This is a genomic window from Micromonospora endophytica (genome assembly GCF_003236305.1).
In the GTDB taxonomy this organism is placed as follows: Bacteria; Actinomycetota; Actinomycetes; order Mycobacteriales; family Micromonosporaceae; genus Micromonospora; species Micromonospora endophytica.
On sequence record NZ_POTX01000132.1, the window covers coordinates 1 to 16,680 of the forward strand.

Below are 16,680 nucleotides of genomic sequence, written 5' to 3' on the forward strand. Positions count from 1 at the left end.
CCCACCAACACCGCCCTGCTCACCTTCCTCACCTGAACACCCCACCCTCCACCTCGTCGATCTTGCACTTGAGGTCTACAGCGCAAGATCGACGAGGTGGGATGGGACGGTCACCAGAGGGAGCGGAGGGTGCCGACGGGGAGGGCGCCGCCGAAGAGGGGGATCTCCGCGAACTCCGTCAGCACCGGGGCGTCGACAGCGAGCCGGCGCAGCGCGGAGACCAGAACCGGCATCCGGGCGCGGGCGGCACCGTCGTCGATCTTCAGCGCCACCGCGCCGACGCCAGGCAGCGCGGCGGCGATGACACCCTCCGCGCCCACCTTGGCCAACAGCCCGGGTACGCCGCGCATCAGCCGGGTGTCGTCAGCCTCCGTGCCGCCGACGATCTCCGGGTACGCCCGCATCGCGTCGGCCACCGCGCCCGGCACCGAACCGGTGTCGGCGGCGACCAGGCGGCGGTACGCCCCGGCCAGCCCGGTCAACGACACGGCCAGCACCGGAGCGCCGCACCCGTCGACGCCTACCGCCGCCGCCGACTCGCCGGTGAACTCCTCGATCGTGTCCCGCAACCGCTGCTGGAGGGGATGCTCGGGGCGCCAGTACCCGTCCACCGACCAGCCGGCGGCCCGGCAGGTCAGCAGCATCCCGGCGTGCTTGCCGGAACAGTTCATCTGGATCCGGGTGGGCCCGCCGCCGGCCCGCAGCACCGCCGCGCGCGCCTGCTCTCCGACCGGCAGTTCCGGCGGGCAGTGCAGCGCGGCCTCGTCGAACCCGCCGTCGGCGAGCAGCCCGGCGACCCGGGCCAGGTGAAACTCCTCCCCCGCATGGCTGGCCGCCACCATGGCCAGATCCGCCGGCTCGGTCAACGGCAACCCGGCGCGCAGCATCCCGACCGCCTGCATCGGCTTGCTCGACGATCGGGGGAAGATCGGCGAGTCCACGTCACCGGCGGCGGCCAGCACCGTCCCCGCGGTGTCGAGCACCACCACCGAGCCGCGGTGCATCCCCTCCACGAAACCGGATCGGATCACCTCGACGAGCGGCACCCCGCCCTCGTACGTCTTTGCCACGAGGTGGACGGTACCGGGGTGAACGGCGGGGTGAGCAGGCAGTATCCGTCCCGACGTGAAGGGGTGCCAGCGCGATGGCGCCTTACCGGCCGAGCAGCTGACGGGCCTCGCCGGGGTTCAGCGGCGGACGCTGGGCGAGCTGGGCGAGGCTGACGGCGCGGGCGACCAGCTGCATGTTGGATTCCACCGGGCGACCCTTCGCGTACGTCACCGTGTCCTCCATCCCGACCCGCAGGTGCCCGCCGGCGGAGAGCGCGGCCAGCATCACCGGGATCGTCGTACGCCCGATGCCCGTCGCCGAGAAGGTGGTGCCCTCGGGCAGGTCGCGGAGCATCTGCTGGGCCGCGACGAGCGTCGCCGCGTTACCCGGCATGCCACCGGGCACGCCCATCACGAAGTCGACGTGCACGTGACCGCCGTGCGGCAGGCCGTACTTGCCGAGCAGCCGCTGCAACGCGGCCAGGTGGCCGAGGTCGAAGATCTCGTACTCCGGCACGATGCCCCGCTCCTGCATCCGGGTGTGCAGCTCGACGATGAACTCCCAGCGGTTGAGGAAGACGTCGTCGCCGAAGTTGACGGTGCCCATGGTGCACGAGGCCATGTCCGGTGCGGCGTCCAGCACGGCGAGCCGGTCGGCCTCCGGATCGGTCACCGCGCCCCCGGTGGAGAGCTGCACGATCAGGTCGGTGCTCTCGCGCAGCGCCGCCACGGTCTCGCGTAGCCGACCCTGGTCGAGGGTGGGGCGCGCCTCGTGATCACGAATGTGTACGTGGATCACGGCGGCACCCAGCGCCGCGCACTCCTTGGCGGTGAGCAGTAGCTCGTCGAGCGTCACCGGCAGCGCCGGCACCTCTGTCTTGGCCGACTCCGCGCCGGTGGGGGCAACCGTGATCAACGTCCCTGTTGTCATGCCGGCGATCCTAGAACGCCAGCTCGCGGGACCGGTGTTAAGCAGGGGCCCCTGCTATACACGAGGCGTTAACAGGGGGCCCTTCCTTACACATCGATCGCGGCGGTGCTGTCGCCGACGCGCAGGGCGGCGTCATCGGGGACGTTGCGCTTGAGCACCGCGAGGGCGATCTGACCCAACTCGTGGTGGTGTACGGCGGTGCCGACGAAGCCGACCGTCCGGCCCTCGGCGAGGGTGACCGGGGTGCCGGCGGCCGGCAGCAGGTCGGTGGTCACCCCGTCCAGGTGCAGCAGGACCAGCCGGCGTGGCGGGCGACCCAGGTTGTGCACCCGGGCGACGGTCTCCTGCCCCCGGTAGCAGCCCTTGTCCAGGTGCACGGCCGGGGCGATCAGGTCCACCTCGGCGGGGATGGTCCGGTGGTCGGTGTCGACGCCCACCCGGGCCCGCCGGGCAGCCACCCGCACCGCCTCGTACGCCCACAACCCGGCCGGGGGCACCCCGTGGTCGCGCAGTTGCGTCACGGTCTGGTCCATGGCGGCCCGGGGCACCAGGAGGTCGACCCCCAACGGTCCGCGTCGCGCCCAGCCGCCTGCCGGCAGTGGCTTGACGTCGTAGCGGGCGGTCGGCCGGGCCGGCAACTCACCGGAGCGGAACTTGGCACCGGGCACCGCCACGACCTCCGGTTCGGCAAGCGGCGGCACGCCCAGCAGCGTCGCCGCCTCGGTCGCCTTCGGCCCGACCAGCGAGAGCACTGCCCACTCGGCGGTGGCGTCGCGGGGCTCCACCTGGCTGAAGAACCGCATCTTCTCCAGGTAACCCAGCAGGCCGTCGGTCGCGCCCGGCTCGGTGTCCAGCCAGGTGGTGACGCCGTCGTCGGCCACCATGGCGTGCTGTTCCAGGTGACCGTGCGGGGAGAGCACCAGCAGCTCGGTGCCCTGCCACGGGCTCAGCTCGGCCAGGTGCTGGGTGGTGAGGGTGTGCAGCCAGGAGATCCGCTCCGCGCCCGGCACCGCGACGACACCCCGGTGGGAGCGGTCCACCAGGCCGACCTCGGTGTCCAGTAGGCGCTGCTCGCGCATCGGGTCGCCGTAGTGCGCGGCCACGCCCCGCACCCCGGCCGCCGCGTGGGCCGGTTCCGGCTGGTCCCGGCTGGCCTCGTCGATGCTCTCCACGGCCACCGCACCCGCGATGTCGATCATTGTTGGTCCCCGTTTCCGCGACGTCTCATGACCGGTCCTCGTCGTCCCCGCATCGTCCGCAACGGCCGAAGAAGGAGACGTGGCCGATGTCCAGCCGGAAGCCCCGTTCGCTCGCCAACTGGTCGGCCAGCGGGCGCAGCAGCTCCGGATCCATCTCGTCGATCGCCCCACAGACCCGGCAGACCAGGTGGACGTGCTGGTCCTCGCCGGCGGCGTGATAGGTCGGCGAGCCGTGCGACAGATGGGTGTGCGTGACCAGACCGAGCCGCTCCAGCAGCTCCAGGGTCCGGTAGATGGTGGTGATGTTGACCCCGGCGGCCACCTCGCGTACCGCCGTGTGCACCTGCTCGGGGGTGGCATGCCCCAGGTCCAGCACCGCCTGGAGGATCAGCTGTCGCTGCGCCGTCAGCCGCAGCCCACGGGCGCGGAGCAGTTCCGCGAGGGATGATTCGGACACCCTCCGATCATAGTGCGGCCGTCCGCGCTGCTCGGCGGCGCGACCTGAGGGCACTATGCTCGGCCCTCATGGTGCCGTCGCGGGTAGGCGTCCTCGGCCGGGGTCTGGTGCCGGCCGACGAGCCGGTGCTGCGCGCCGACGACCTCGGGGTGCTGCGCGGCGACGGCCTCTTCGAGACCATGCACCTGCGGGCCGGGCGGCCCTGGCTGCGCGAGGCGCACCTGGCGCGGCTGCGGCGCGGCGCCGAGGCCGTGGAGCTGACCCTGCCCGACGACGCGACCCTGGTGGAACTGCTGGACAGCGTCGCCGCCGGGTGGCCGGCGGAGGTGGAGGGCGCGCTGCGGCTGGTCTGCACCCGGGGACCGGAGGGCGGCGGCCCGGCCACCGTCTACGCCACCCTGTCGGCGGTTCCCGCGGCGACCCGGCAGGTCCGGCGCGACGGGGTACGCGTGGCCACGCTCTCGTTGGGGGTACCCGCCGAGGCGCGTCCGGAGTTGGGCTGGCTCCCGGCCGGCATCAAGTCGACGTCGTACGGGGCGAGCACGGCGGCCCGCCGCTGGGCGGCCCGCGCCGGAGTCGACGACGTGCTCTGGGTCTCCTCCGACGGCTACCTGCTGGAGGGGCCGACCGCCAACGTGGTCTGGCTGGTCGACGACACGCTCTGCGCCGTGCCGGCCGGGCGCACCGGCATCCTGCCCGGCACCACCGCTGCCTGGCTGCTCGACCAGGCCGGGCGGGTGGGCTGCGACGCCGCCGAACGCATGGTCACCCCGTCCGGGCTGCGGGCCGCGGACGGGGTCTGGCTCACCTCGTCGGTACGCGGGCTGGTGGCGGTGCTCAGCCTCGATGGCGAGCCGCTGCCACGCAGCCCGCGTACGCCTGCGTTGCAGGACCTGCTCGGGTTCCCGGTGCCCTGAGCCCGGTCAGCCGGCCACCCGGATGAGCCGGGCGGAAAGGTGCGGGGAGAGCGGCTGGCCGACGGCGGCCATGTCCTGGGCGTAGAGCAGGGCGCCCTCGACGATGCCGAAGAGCCGGTGACCGGCGGTCACCTCCTTGGCGGTGGAGGTACGCACCACGGCGTCGGTGACGAACTCGATCTGGGTGCCCTTACGCCGGCCGATGTGCAGCTCCATCACCCCGGTGGGGGTGGTGAGCAACGCCTCCAGCTCGTCGGTGACCCGGTCACCGTCCAGCACCGGCCGCCACCAGCCGACCTCGCGGCCTGCCGGGCGCACGGGACGGCTCTGCTCGTCGAGGATCCAGGCCCGCGACTCGTAGTGCAGGAACGGTCGGCCGTCGTGGCTGATCCGGATCTCCTGCGCGAAGTCGAAGTCCTCGATGGTGGGGAAACCGCCCCGGCCCCGACCACGCCACACCCCGACGTACGGCAGCAGGCCGTCCAGCGTGGGGTGCAGCTTGGGACCGACGCGCAGGTCGTGGCTCTCCTCGAAGGGGTAGTCCTCGACCGGCGGCGCGTTCAGCCACGGCGGCGGTGCCAGCGGATTGTCGTCCGACGCCTGCGCGCTCACTGAGCCACCTTCGTTCGCGACTGCGGGGCTCGCAAACCCGGCTCACTCCTCGCGCTCACTGAGCCACCTTCGTTCGCGACTGCCCGACCTTCACTTTTTGCCTCTCGATATGAGTACCGCCAGGTAGAACAGGCCACCGGCGAGCGCGCCCAGGCCGGCGACCAGCAGGCTGACGAACCCGATCTCGGTGACCATCCGGGCCATCCTATGCTGGCGGCATGGCCCGCACTCTCGTCGTCAAGGCCACCGCCGGCTCCGACGCGCCGGAACGATGCGCCCAGGCGTTCACCGTGGCCGCGACCGCGGCTGCCGCCGGAGTGTCCGTCTCGCTCTGGTTGACCGGCGAGTCGACCTGGTTCGCCCTGCCCGGCCGGGCGCAGGAGTTCGAGTTGCCGCACTCGGCACCGCTGGCCGAGCTGCTGCACGTGATCCTCGCCACCGGCACGGTGACCGCGTGCACCCAGTGCGCCGCCCGCCGCGACATCGGCGCAGACGATGTGCTGCCCGGCATCCGGATCGCCGGAGCCGCGGTGTTCGTCGAGGAAACGATGGCCGAGGGCGCGCAGGCGCTCGTCTACTGAGTCGCCGAACAGCGGGACCGGGCTACCGGAACCCGCCCGGCAAGTCGGGCTAATGCCTACGATTCGGGTGTGAGCGAGGCGATCGAGCAGTTCTTCGCGGCCGTACCGGTCCGCGCCCCGGAGGTGCTGCACGCCTCGCCCAGCGGCACCCTGCGCATCGACCTCTCCGACGGCCACCGCACCGAGCACTGGCTGGTGCGGATGTGGTGGGGAGGCGCCGAGGTCAGTCGGGGATCGGAGGGGGCCGACGCGGTCTGGTATTGCAGCTTTGGTCTTTTCGAACGGCTCATCACCGGCCGGACGCAGGCGCTTGCCGCGCTCTTCCGCAACGAGAGCACGTACGCCGGAAGCGTGATCTTGTTCCTCTCCTTCCGGCGCTTCTTCCCGGCCGCGCCCGGCACCCGCGACCCCCGCGAGGTGGCCCGTGAGCAGGTCAGGCGGGCCCGGTGAAAGACCTCGTCAGCATCCTGGACGGCAACACCTTCCTGGTCAGTGACCGGCACGGGGACGTCGAGCCGTCACTGGACTTCCCCACCGGCCTGTTCACCTTCGACACCCGGTTCCTCTCCACCTGGCTGCTGCTGCTCGACGGCGAGCGGCTGCACGCCCTCTCCATCGACGACGCCGAGTCCTACCGGACCCGCTACTTCCTGGTGCCGGGCGAGCCCACCCACTACCTGGACGCGAAGGTCTCGGTGATCAGAAGTCGGGCCATCTGCGGTGGCTTCGACGAGGAGATCACCGTGTTGAACCATTCCGGTGAGGAAGCGACGTTCACCGTCCGGATCGAGATCGGCACGGATTTCGCCGACCTGTTCGAGGTCAAGGACGTACTGCGCAAACGGGGCAGCAACACGGCACTCGTGAACGACGACTCGCTGCACCTGCGGTACGTCCGGGAGGCATTCCACCGGGAGACGGTGATCCGCAGCAGCGAGCCCGCGCGGATCGACAAGACCGGGATGACCTTCCCGATCCGGATCGAGCCGCACGGCGAGTGGACCACCCGGCTGACCATCTCCACGGTCATCTACGGTGCCCGCGGCGAGGACGTCCGCGCCCGGTTGCCGATCTCCGCCAGCCGGACGACCGCGGCCATCCAGGCCGACCACGCCGATTTCGTCGAGCAGGCGCCGAAGCTGGGCTGCGACTGCGAGCCGCTGGCCACCGCGTACCGGCGCAGCCTGGACGACCTGGCCGCGCTCCGGTACGAGTCGCTCACACTCGGCGTCCGCCTGCTGGCCGCCGGGCTGCCCTGGTTCATGACGTTGTTCGGGCGGGACAGCCTCATCACCTCGCTGCAGGTGCTGCCGTTCCTGCCACAACTGATCCCGCCGACGCTGCTGGTGCTCGCCGGCCTGCAGGGACACCGGATCGACGACTTCCGGGACGAGGAACCCGGCAAGATTCTGCACGAGCTGCGGTACGGCGAGAGCGCCGGCTTCGAGGAACAACCCCACTCGCCCTACTACGGCGCGGCGGACTCGACAGCTCTGTTCGTGATCCTGCTCGACGAGTACGAGCGGTGGACCGGTGACGTGGAGATGGTCGGACGGCTGGAGTTCGCCGCGCGGGGCGCGCTGGCGTGGCTCGACTCGTACGGCGACCTGCTCGGCACCGGGTACATCTGGTACCAGACCCGCAACCCGCGCAACGGCCTGGAGAACCAGTGCTGGAAGGACTCATGGGACGGCATCTCCTACGCTGACGGCCGGCTACCGGGCTTCCCCCGGGCCACCTGCGAGTTGCAGGGCTACGCGTACGACGCCAAGATGCGCGGCGCCCGGTTGGCCCGGCTGTACTGGAACGACCCGCAGTACGCCGACCGGTTGGAGCAGGAGGCCGCCGCGCTGAAGGAACGGTTCAACCGGGACTTCTGGCTGCCGGACCGGGAGTACTACGCGCTGGCCCTGGACTCCGACGGCAGCCCGGTGGACGCGCTCAGCTCCAACATGGGGCACCTGCTCTGGAGCGGCATCGTGGACGAGTCACGGGCCGGCCGGGTCGCCGAGCACCTGCTCGGTCCGCGGCTCTTCTCCGGCTGGGGCGTCCGTACCCTCGCCGACGACCAGGGGCGATACAACCCGATCGGCTACCACGTCGGCACGGTCTGGCCGTTCGACAACTCGATAATCGCGTGGGGGTTGTGGAAGTACGGCTTCCGGGAGGAGGCCGGGCGGATCTGCGATTCGATGCTCCAGGCATCGCGTTACTTCGACGGCCGGCTGCCGGAGGTCTTCGCCGGGTACGAACGCGAGTTGACCGAGTACCCGGTGCAGTATCCCACCGCGTGCAGCCCGCAGGCGTGGTCGGCGGGCACGCCGATGCTGCTGCTGCGGGTCATGCTCGGGCTCGAACCACAGGGCGATCACCTGATCATCGACCCGCACGTGCCCTCCGGGATGGGCCGGGTGGAGCTGCTGGACATCCCCGGCCGGTGGGGTCAGGTGGACGCGCTGGGCCGCAGCCGGACCCAGGAGGACGAGCCGATCCGACCGGACTGACGGTCAGCCGGCGCAGCCGGTGGTGGCGGCCACCCGGATCCCGTCCGGGTGCAGGTCGGCCAGCACCGCCACGCCGTCGCGCCGGTAGGCGTACACCTCAGGGGTTTCCACCACAGGCGTGCCGCCGGCCAGCGGCGCGAGCGCGGCCTGCGGCGATGCTGCCGGCTCGCCCGCAGCGGACCAGGCGGTACGCGCGTCACCTCCGCCGGGGCAGGGCGCGGTCACCACCGTCTCAGGGGCGGCGCTCGTGCCGCCGAGGGCGCGCAACGCCTCGGTCAACGCGCCGACCTCAGCGCCGGTGCCGCCCGCTTCGGGTCGGGCGTAGCCGTCGCCGATCGGGCGGCAGCCGGTGCCGACGTGGAACCTGATCCGGCCGTCGGCGACCGGCCGGCCCTGCACGACGACGAACTCGCCGGCGTCGGCCCGCAGCCGTGGGCCGTCGGAGGTGACCCGGACCCCGGCTCGCCATTCCGCCGGCAGCCGCTCGGCGACCCGTTCCAGCAGGCTGCGCTCCTCGCCGCCGGCCACCGCCACCTCGACCTCACGGCGCAGCGTCGCCCCGTCGGCGAAGGGCGTGACCCGGCAGCCCCGGTCCACCTCGGGCGGGGCCAGCGCCGGCACCGCGTCGGACGCCGCCGCGACCAGTTCACCGATCGCGTTGTCGACCACCGAGCCGGCCTCGGCCAGGGTGCGCTGCTCGCGCACAGTGGGTGGGTCGTTGCGGGTCGAGTACCAGGTGAGCCCGGCCAGCAGCACCGCCCAGGCCACGGTCAGCGCGATCAGCCAACGCGGCCACCGCGTACCGTCCGCCGGTGGTCGGGGACCTGTCGGTGGGGCGTACCCCGGGGAGACTGCACCGCTCACCGCGCCATGGTGTCATGGGCGGGCCATCCCTGTTCAGGACTGGTCGGGGGGTGGGCTCAGGCGGTAGCCGACACCGCGGACCGTCTGCACCTGCGGCCCGTCGGGCAGGGCCCGCAGTTTGCGCCGGAGTCGCTTCACCGCCGAGTGCAGGATGGCCGTGTCACCGAGGTAGGCGCCGCCCCAGACGGAGGCGAACAGCCGCTCGTAGCTCCACAGGGTGACCGGTGGGCCGGCCAGCCGGGCCAGCAGCTCGCGCTCGGTACGCGTCAGCCCCATCGGTACGCCCCGCCAGGTGACCAGGTGTCCGGCGCGATCGACCACGAGGTCGCGCCAGTCGTCCGTTGGTGGTGCCGGCTCGCCCGCACCGGCGTCGGGTCCGACGGTCTCGACCGGTGGTGCGGGGAACATCGCCCGGAGCTGGGCCAGATCCGCGCAGATCACCAGCGGCCCCACCCCGTCGAGCCGCTGCATTACCCGCTGGCGGACGGAGGCGTCGGCGCTGACGCAGACCAGAATCGGAATCTCTCCACCGGACACGCTGCCTCCCCAAGAGCACCGCGCTGACCTGCGACTTCCCACCCATTGACAGCGACAAGCACCGATGGCGCCCGCCCACTCAGCCTAACGGTCAGGATCGCGACCCGTCACTGACCGAGTACTGACCGACGCCGCCCATTGATCACCGACCACCTCGGGCAAGAGCATGACTCTCAGCGGGCGGGAGTTCACCGATAGTCACCCGTGTCGCCCCCGACCGCTCCGCGACGGCGCAGCCCGATACGCGGATGTGCGGACCCGAACGGATCGGGACCGACGACGTGGGGGAGGAAGCTTGTTCACAACACGATCCACCCGGTGGCGGGCGGTGGCGCTGCTGACCGCCGCCGTGCTGGGTGTCACCGCCCAGCCCGCGCTCGCCGCGCCGGCCCCGGATCCGGCACCGTCCCGGGCCACCATCGACCCCGGCCTGCTCGACCGCCTCGACGCCACGCCCACCGCGACCTTCCTGGTGTACCTGCGGGAGACCGCCCCGCTCACCCAGGCGACTCAACGCAGTGATCCCGACGGCCGGGCCCGTGCCGTGCACCAACTGCTCACCAGCACCGCCACCCGTACCCAGCACGACCTGCGCACGATGCTCGACGAGCGGAAGGTGCCGTACACCGCGTACTGGATCACCAACGCGCTGCGGGTGGAGGGCGACAAGGCGCTGCTCGACGAGATCGCGCGCCGCCCCGAGGTAACCAGGATCGCCCCGAGCCGCAGCTATCCCCTGGTGCAGCCCACCACCACCGCCACGACCCGGGCCCGCACCGCCGCCGTCGAGTGGGGACTCACCCACATCGGTGCGCCCCAGGTGTGGGACGAGTTCGCCGACCGGGGCGAGGGCGTCGTGGTGGCGAACATCGACACCGGAGTCCGGTACGACCACCCCGCGCTTGTCGGCTCCTACCGAGGCAACACGTCAGGCAGCTTCGACCACGCCTACAACTGGTTCGACCCGGCCGGGATCTGCCCCAGCGCCGCGCCCTGCGACAACAACGACCACGGCACCCACACCATGGGCACGATGGTCGGCGACGACGGTGCCGGCAACCAGATCGGCGTCGCGCCCGGTGCCCGGTGGATCGCCGCCAAGGGCTGCGAGTCGGACGAGTGCACCGACGCCTCCCTGCTCGCCGCCGGCCAGTGGGTGCTCGCCCCGACCGACGCCTCCGGTCGCAATCCACGACCGGACCTGCGGCCCGACATCGTCAACAACTCCTGGGGCGGTGACGGCGATGATCCGTGGTACCAGCAGACCGTCGCCGCCTGGCGGGCGGCCGGCATCTTCCCGGTCTTCTCCGCCGGCAACGACGGCCCGGCCTGCGGCAGCGCCGGCTCCCCCGGCGACTACACCGAGGCGTACGCGGTCGGGGCGTACGACGCCAACGGCAACATCGCGAACTTCTCCGGCCGCGGCAACGGCACCGATCCGCTGAAGCCGAACATCGCCGCCCCCGGCGCCGGCATCCGCTCCAGCGTCCGCACCGGCGGCTACGCCTCGATGAGCGGCACCTCGATGGCGGCCCCGCACGTCGCCGGCACGGTGGCGCTGCTCTGGTCGGCGGCACCGAGCCTGCGCGGTGACCTGGACGCCACGGCGGAACTGCTGGACCGGACCGCCCGCGACGTCGACGCCACCACCTGCGGTGGCACCCCGGCCGACAACAACGTCTTCGGCGAAGGGCGGTTGGACGCGTACGCCGCGGTGCGGGATGCGCCTCGCAGCGCGATCGGCCGGATCACCGGCGTGGTGAGCGACGCGCGTGGCGGTGACCCGGTCGCCGGCGCGACGGTGAGCGACGGCACCCGCAGCACCACCACCGGCCCGGACGGCCGGTACGCGTTGAGCGTGCCGAGCGGCGAGACCACACTCGCGGTACGCGCCTACGGCTACGCCGCCCAGTCGGCGACCGTCACCGTGCCCGAGAACGAGGCCGTCACCCAGCACTTCACCCTGGTCGCGACCCCTACCGTCACGGTGAGCGGCCGGATCACCGACGGCTCCGGTCACGGCTGGCCGCTGTACGCCAGGATCGAGGTGACCGGCCGCCCCGGAACGATCTTCACCGATCCGGTCACCGGGCGCTACTCCTTCACCGTGCCGGGCAACGCCTCGTACCGGCTCACCGTCACCGCCCGGTACCCGGGCTACCGCACGGTTTCCCGCGAGGTGCCGGTGGGCGACGACGACACCACCGTCGACCTGACCGTGCCGGTCGATGCGGCCTGTACCGCCGCCGGCTACACCGGCCGGTTCGGCGAGCCGCTGCTGCGCGAGACGTTCGACGGCGCGAGCACCCCGGCGGGCTGGACGGTGACCAACCGCACCGCCTCCGGCGGCTGGGTCTTCAACGATCCGCGCTCGCGCGGCAACCTCACCGGCGGATCCGGTCGGTTCGCGATCATCGACAGCGACGCGCTCGGCAGTGGCAACACCCAGGACACGGACCTGATCACCCCGCCGCTGGACCTCTCCGGCAGCACCGCACCTGTGCTGCGCTTCCGCAGCGACTGGCGGGCGGTCGGGCTCAGTGACACGGCCGACATCGACGTCTCCACCGACGACGGCGACAGCTGGACCAACGTCTGGCACCAGACCGCCAGCCGACGCGGGCCACGGGTCGAGGAGGTGCCGCTGACCCCGGCGGCGAACGCCTCCGCCGCCCTGGTCCGCTTCCGCTACAAGGGCACCTTCGCCTGGTGGTGGCAGGTGGACGAGGTGGAGGTGGTCAACCGCGAGTGCTCGCCGGTGCCCGGTGGGCTGGTGGTCGGCACCACCACCGACCGCACCACCGGCGCCGCCCTCAACGGGGTGACCGTGGTCAGCGACGACCGGCCGCAGGACCGGGCGGTGTCGGCGGCCACGCCTGACGATCCGGGTGAGCCGGACGGCTTCTACTGGCTCTTCTCCGGCCTGACCGGCACCCATCCGTTCACTGCCAGCCGGACCCCGTACACGCCGGTGACCAGGAACGTCGCGGTCGTCGCCGACAGCGTGCGGCGGGCCGATCTGGCGCTCGCCTCCGGCCGGTTGACCATCAGCCCGGCCACTATCGAGTCGCACCAGCCGTACGGCAGCACCCGCACCACCCGGGTGACCGTACGCAACACCGGCACCGCCCCGGCCGAGGTGGAGCTGGTGGACCGGTCCGGCCACTTCGACCTGCTCAAGCAGGGTGGCGCACCGCTGCGTGAGCAGAAGCTGAAGGGCATCAGCAAGGCCCGCACCGGCATCGCGTACGGCGCGGCCGCTGCCGAAGCCGCACCGACCGCCGCGGACGAGTGGAGCGAGATCACCCGACTGCCGGCAGCGGTCTACGACAACGCGGCCGCCTGGCTGGACGGGAAGGTCTACTCGGTGGGTGGTGGCGGTAGCACCGGCACCGAGCGCAAGGCATGGGCGTACGACCCCGCCAGCAACGCCTGGTCGGCCCTGCCCGACCTGCCGACGACACGCTCCAAGCCGGCGGTCGCCGCGATCGGCGGCAAGCTCTACGTGATCGGCGGTTGGGGAAGCAGCGGTGTCAACGCCGCTGTCGACGTCTTCGACCCGGCCGTGGGCAGCTGGAGCACCCTGCCCGGGGTGACCAACCCGGCACCGACGGCGGCGGCCGGAACTGCCGTGCTCGACGGGAAGGTCTACCTGGTGGGTGGCTGCGCCGACACCACCTGCACGGACTCGAACCAGCTGGTGGTCTTCGACCCGGCGACCGGGTCGTTCGCCACCCGCGCCGCCTATCCGCACCCGGTGTCCTGGCTGTCCTGTGGCGGGATCGGCGCGGCGGTCTACTGCGCCGGTGGCACGGGCGAGACCGAGTACACCGACGCCTACCGGTACGACCCGGTGAGCGACAGCTGGAGTCCGCTGCCGCCGCTGCCCCTGGAGCTGTGGGGCTCGCAGTACGCGTCAGCCGGCGGGATGCTGGTGCTGGCCGGCGGCGTGACGGCGTCGTCGACCACCGTCACCAACCGCACGGTCGGCTTCGATCCGGTCGCCGGGGCCTGGCGTGACCTGCCCAACGCCCGATTCGGCAGGTACCGGGGCGCTGCCGCGTGCGGCGCGTACAAGATCGGTGGTTCGCCCAGTTCCTTCGTCGGCAGCGCGGACAGCGAACGGCTCGACGGTCTGGAACTGTGCGCGGCCGACGCGGACCTGCCCTGGCTCAGCACCGCGCCGACCACCTTCACGCTGGCCCCGGGGGCCTCCCGGACGGTGACCGTCACGCTCACCGCCACCGCCGCGGCCGGCGTCGACCAGCCGGGCCGGTACGGCGGCGAGTTGGCTGTCGTCTCGGACACCCCCTACCCGGTCAGCCCGGTGTCGGTGGAGATGAACGTGTCACCACCGGCCAGCTGGGGCAAGATCCAGGGCACCGTCACCGGCACCACCTGTGGCGGCGTCACGGTCGGCATCCCGGCGATCGTCCGGGTGAACCTGATCTCGGCCGGCACCGGCACCACCCTGACCGCGGCCGGCAACGGTCGCTACGCCTGGTGGCTGCCGAAGGGCCGGTACGAGGTGATCGTCGCCAAGGACGGCTGGGTGCCGCAGGTGCAACGGCACCGGATCGAGGCGGGCATCGTCGGCACCCTCGACTTCACCCTCCAGCCGGCCTCGACCTGCACCAGAGCCACCGGCATCTGATCCCTTCACACCACGGTGGCCGTCGGTCCGTCCGGACCGGCGGCCACCGTTGCCGTTTGGCCTACCGCACCCGCTTCGGGCGACTGTCACCAAGGCGACAGCGGCACACCCTAACGGACCACTCAATCGATCACTGTTAGTGGCAAGACTTGTGCGATCTGTCGAATTCATCGCAGGAAGGCGATAACGTGGCGCTGACAGCGACTTCGCCACCGGCGAGAGGAGCAGCGATGGGCACGGCCATCGTCAAGACTCCCGAAGAGCTGCGAGAATGGCGCGCCCGCCTCCTTGATCGGGTGCACATGTCCAAGGAGACACTGTACGACCTGGGTCGGAACTTCGAGCTACGCCCCGACGAGCGCAACGTCTACGAGATGGTTCGATCGATCGACTATCTGCTCGGCGATGACGAAAGCTGACGGCAGCACCTCCACCGATCTGATCAGACTCGCGAGCGAGTTCGCGGACAACATCACCACCCGGGTTCACCGCGTGGTGAAGACCGAGAAGGCGCTCTCCGCGCTGCACCGAGGGGTGGCGAGAGGCGATAGCGGAGGGCCGCGAACAGTGGCGCCAACTCCAACTACTCTCGGCGGTGCGGGACGCGCCAGCGATCGCCGCCAAGGCCCTCGAAGACCTCGAATACAAGGTTGTTCCGCCCGCGTCTGAGCCAGCACCGAATCCGAGCAGGATGCGAGCGTACTGAGAGCCGCTCTGCTCCCGGTCGCCGGAACTGGCTCGTGGTCCGGGGTCCCGCGGCCGCGTGCGGCTCCACCATGCCCGACCAACCGGACAGCGCCCCGGCTCGGCTATGCCCCTGCTCTCCGGCGGCGGCCGCGCTCGGCCGCAGCGGTATCCGCCGGTGGGCCGAACGGACGAAACCAGAGATCACATTTGGCGCTCGACAAATTGTCACCTAGCGTTACCGGCGCGCCTCAACGTGAGCGGCGTTCATATCCCCTCCTGCCTGCGGATAGTCGCCCATGCCGGAAGTCTTGCTCGTCGCGACCGTTACTGTCGGTGCGCTCGTCCTGATCCTCATCGTGGGCTCCTTCGGGTACGGTTTCGTCCGCCCCGAGGCAGCCGACCTCCCCCGGCACGTGATCCGCCCGCCACGCTACGGACCGGTACGTCCCGACCAGGTGGCGATCCTGATCGCCTGCCGCAACGGCGCCGCCACCATCACCGAGACGATCCGGGCCGCCTGCGCCACCGGCAGCAACGTGTACCTGGTCTCCGACGCCTCCACCGACGGCACCGCCCAGCTCGCCGAAGCGGCCGGCGCCCGGGTGCTGTCCCTGGCGCGCAATGTCGGCAAACCGGCCGCCCTGCACGCCGCGTACGCCAACTTCGACCTCGGTACGCGCTACCGCGCGGTGGCCATCCTCGACGACGACGTGGTGGTCGCACCGGATTTCGTCACCGAAGCTCTGGTCGAGTTGACCGAGGAGGTCGGGATCGCGGTGGGCCGCAACGTCACCTGGTGGCCACCGGAGCGACGGTGGAATCCGTGGCTGGCCAAGCGGGCGTACAGCTACTGGATGTACCAGGCGGTGACCCGCCGCATCCAGAGCCACTTCAACGTGATGAACTGCATCTCCGGGTCGAACTCCGTCTACCGGACCGAGCTGCTGGACCTGCTCCTGCCCCAGCAGCCGCCCTACATCGTCGACGACACCTACTGGGTGCTGGAGACCCACCGACGCAACCTCGGCCGGGTCGTCTACGCGCCCCGCGCGCTGGCACATCTCCAGGACCCGACCACGCTGCCCGACTGGTACCGGCAGAACCTGCGCTGGATGTGGGGCACCTTCCAGGGGATCATCGGCCACCGGGTCGGACGGCAGGTCAGCCGCTTCGACTTCGCGTACGTCCTGCTGATGCTGCACTGGCTGCTCTACGTGGCGGGCGGCCCGCTGACCCTCTGGCTGCTCGCCACCGCCGGCCCCGGACTGCTGGCCGGGCTGGCGCTGCTGCTGGTCGGGCAGGGAGTGTGGGTGCTCATCGCGGCCTGGCGGCTGCGCCACCCACAGCTACCGCTCTTCCTCCCCATGATCATCTTCGCCGACCTGCTGTACCGGGTGATCCTGGTACACGCCCTGGTGAAGGCGCTCCGCCGCCCGACGGTGGACCGGTGCGTCTGGGACTCCCCAGCCCGCATCGCCGTCGGCGCCAAGGGTTGAGGGGAGGTGAAAGCATGACCGCACATCAGGACCTCCCGCTGACCGGGGCCTCGACGGCCGCCGTCGGCCTGGTCGGCAGCATCCTGCTGGGGCTCGGCGCCCTGTTGGTGACCGTCGCCAGATGGGGCGCCAAGACCCGCCGCAAGATCGGCTGATCCCGCCTCCGCCAGCACCTGTCTCTTATAAACATCT

General features: G+C 71.5%; 16 protein-coding genes. 8 read left to right on the forward strand and 8 right to left on the reverse strand.

From position 1 onward, the window contains the following. Positions 1–110 precede the first annotated feature (110 nt). From C1I93_RS18735 to C1I93_RS18750, 4 genes are all read right to left on the reverse strand, one after another. Complete coding sequence (locus C1I93_RS18735) at positions 111–1,070, reverse strand: asparaginase (protein ID WP_181445229.1); 960 nt, start codon at positions 1,068–1,070, stop codon at positions 111–113. Positions 1,071–1,152: 82 nt separating this feature from the next. After that, entirely contained in the window at positions 1,153–1,980 is an 828-nt protein-coding gene (locus C1I93_RS18740; protein WP_111244594.1) for a beta-keto acid cleavage family enzyme, read from the reverse strand. An 86-nt stretch (positions 1,981–2,066) separates the two neighbouring features. Then, positions 2,067–3,179, reverse strand: coding sequence for a CAF17-like 4Fe-4S cluster assembly/insertion protein YgfZ (ygfZ, locus tag C1I93_RS18745; RefSeq protein ID WP_111244595.1), 1,113 nt, complete (start codon positions 3,177–3,179; stop codon positions 2,067–2,069). A 25-nt stretch (positions 3,180–3,204) separates the two neighbouring features. Further along, on the reverse strand, positions 3,205–3,636 hold the full coding sequence (locus C1I93_RS18750; RefSeq protein ID WP_111244596.1) for a Fur family transcriptional regulator: 432 nt from the start codon (positions 3,634–3,636) through the stop codon (positions 3,205–3,207). Between the two features lie 68 nt (positions 3,637–3,704). Here C1I93_RS18750 and C1I93_RS18755 point away from each other — a divergent pair, with 68 nt between their 5' ends. Next, complete coding sequence (locus C1I93_RS18755; protein ID WP_111244597.1) at positions 3,705–4,553, forward strand: aminotransferase class IV; 849 nt, start codon at positions 3,705–3,707, stop codon at positions 4,551–4,553. 6 nt (positions 4,554–4,559) lie between these two features. Here C1I93_RS18755 and C1I93_RS18760 read toward each other — a convergent pair whose 3' ends face one another. Further along, the gene (locus tag C1I93_RS18760) at positions 4,560–5,165 is read right to left on the reverse strand and encodes a heme-binding beta-barrel domain-containing protein (RefSeq protein ID WP_111244598.1); all 606 of its coding nucleotides are present in this window, start codon (positions 5,163–5,165) and stop codon (positions 4,560–4,562) included. Positions 5,166–5,255: 90 nt separating this feature from the next. Beyond that, a complete protein-coding gene (mtfM, locus tag C1I93_RS32960) occupies positions 5,256–5,360 on the reverse strand; it encodes a small membrane protein MtfM (RefSeq protein ID WP_275938105.1) in 105 nt (34 codons plus the stop codon). Positions 5,361–5,383: 23 nt separating this feature from the next. Here mtfM and C1I93_RS18765 point away from each other — a divergent pair, with 23 nt between their 5' ends. The 3 genes from C1I93_RS18765 (at position 5,384) to C1I93_RS18775 (ending at position 8,250) form a co-directional block, all read left to right on the forward strand. After that, positions 5,384–5,746, forward strand: coding sequence for a DsrE family protein (locus C1I93_RS18765; protein ID WP_111244599.1), 363 nt, complete (start codon positions 5,384–5,386; stop codon positions 5,744–5,746). Positions 5,747–5,815: 69 nt separating this feature from the next. Next, positions 5,816–6,196 carry a hypothetical protein gene (locus C1I93_RS18770; protein WP_111244600.1) on the forward strand — a complete coding sequence of 127 codons (381 nt, stop codon included), beginning with the start codon at positions 5,816–5,818 and terminating at the stop codon, positions 6,194–6,196. Beyond that, positions 6,193–8,250: an amylo-alpha-1,6-glucosidase gene (locus C1I93_RS18775; protein ID WP_111244601.1), complete on the forward strand. Its 2,058-nt coding sequence runs from the start codon at positions 6,193–6,195 to the stop codon at positions 8,248–8,250. The genes C1I93_RS18770 and C1I93_RS18775 overlap by 4 nt, the downstream gene beginning before the upstream one ends. A gap of 3 nt (positions 8,251–8,253) precedes the next feature. On the opposite strand, the gene C1I93_RS18780 is transcribed toward C1I93_RS18775, so the two are convergent. Beyond that, positions 8,254–9,114, reverse strand: coding sequence for a hypothetical protein (locus C1I93_RS18780; protein WP_111244602.1), 861 nt, complete (start codon positions 9,112–9,114; stop codon positions 8,254–8,256). 33 nt (positions 9,115–9,147) lie between these two features. Next, positions 9,148–9,651: a winged helix-turn-helix domain-containing protein gene (locus C1I93_RS18785; RefSeq protein ID WP_111244603.1), complete on the reverse strand. Its 504-nt coding sequence runs from the start codon at positions 9,649–9,651 to the stop codon at positions 9,148–9,150. Between the two features lie 295 nt (positions 9,652–9,946). Here C1I93_RS18785 and C1I93_RS18790 point away from each other — a divergent pair, with 295 nt between their 5' ends. From C1I93_RS18790 to C1I93_RS31665, 4 genes are all read left to right on the forward strand, one after another. Beyond that, on the forward strand, positions 9,947–14,305 hold the full coding sequence (locus tag C1I93_RS18790; RefSeq protein WP_223256257.1) for a S8 family serine peptidase: 4,359 nt from the start codon (positions 9,947–9,949) through the stop codon (positions 14,303–14,305). A gap of 230 nt (positions 14,306–14,535) precedes the next feature. After that, positions 14,536–14,724: a hypothetical protein gene (locus C1I93_RS18795; protein ID WP_111244605.1), complete on the forward strand. Its 189-nt coding sequence runs from the start codon at positions 14,536–14,538 to the stop codon at positions 14,722–14,724. A gap of 564 nt (positions 14,725–15,288) precedes the next feature. Further along, positions 15,289–16,488: a glycosyltransferase family 2 protein gene (locus C1I93_RS18800; protein WP_111244606.1), complete on the forward strand. Its 1,200-nt coding sequence runs from the start codon at positions 15,289–15,291 to the stop codon at positions 16,486–16,488. 14 nt (positions 16,489–16,502) lie between these two features. Continuing rightward, positions 16,503–16,643 carry a hypothetical protein gene (locus C1I93_RS31665; RefSeq protein ID WP_181445230.1) on the forward strand — a complete coding sequence of 47 codons (141 nt, stop codon included), beginning with the start codon at positions 16,503–16,505 and terminating at the stop codon, positions 16,641–16,643. Positions 16,644–16,680: the final 37 nt, after the last annotated feature.

What these genes read in the sequence shown, in the direction of transcription:
- C1I93_RS18740 (WP_111244594.1), bottom strand. Translation starts at nt 1,980, where the DNA reads ATGACAACAGGGACGTTGATCACGGTTGCCCCCACCGGCGCGGAGTCG.
- ygfZ (WP_111244595.1), bottom strand. Translation starts at nt 3,179, where the DNA reads ATGATCGACATCGCGGGTGCGGTGGCCGTGGAGAGCATCGACGAGGCC.
- C1I93_RS18755 (WP_111244597.1), top strand. Translation starts at nt 3,705, where the DNA reads ATGGTGCCGTCGCGGGTAGGCGTCCTCGGCCGGGGTCTGGTGCCGGCC.
- mtfM (WP_275938105.1), bottom strand. Translation starts at nt 5,360, where the DNA reads ATGGTCACCGAGATCGGGTTCGTCAGCCTGCTGGTCGCCGGCCTGGGC.
- C1I93_RS18765 (WP_111244599.1), top strand. Translation starts at nt 5,384, where the DNA reads ATGGCCCGCACTCTCGTCGTCAAGGCCACCGCCGGCTCCGACGCGCCG.
- C1I93_RS18795 (WP_111244605.1), top strand. Translation starts at nt 14,536, where the DNA reads ATGGGCACGGCCATCGTCAAGACTCCCGAAGAGCTGCGAGAATGGCGC.
- C1I93_RS18800 (WP_111244606.1), top strand. Translation starts at nt 15,289, where the DNA reads ATGCCGGAAGTCTTGCTCGTCGCGACCGTTACTGTCGGTGCGCTCGTC.
- C1I93_RS31665 (WP_181445230.1), top strand. Translation starts at nt 16,503, where the DNA reads ATGACCGCACATCAGGACCTCCCGCTGACCGGGGCCTCGACGGCCGCC.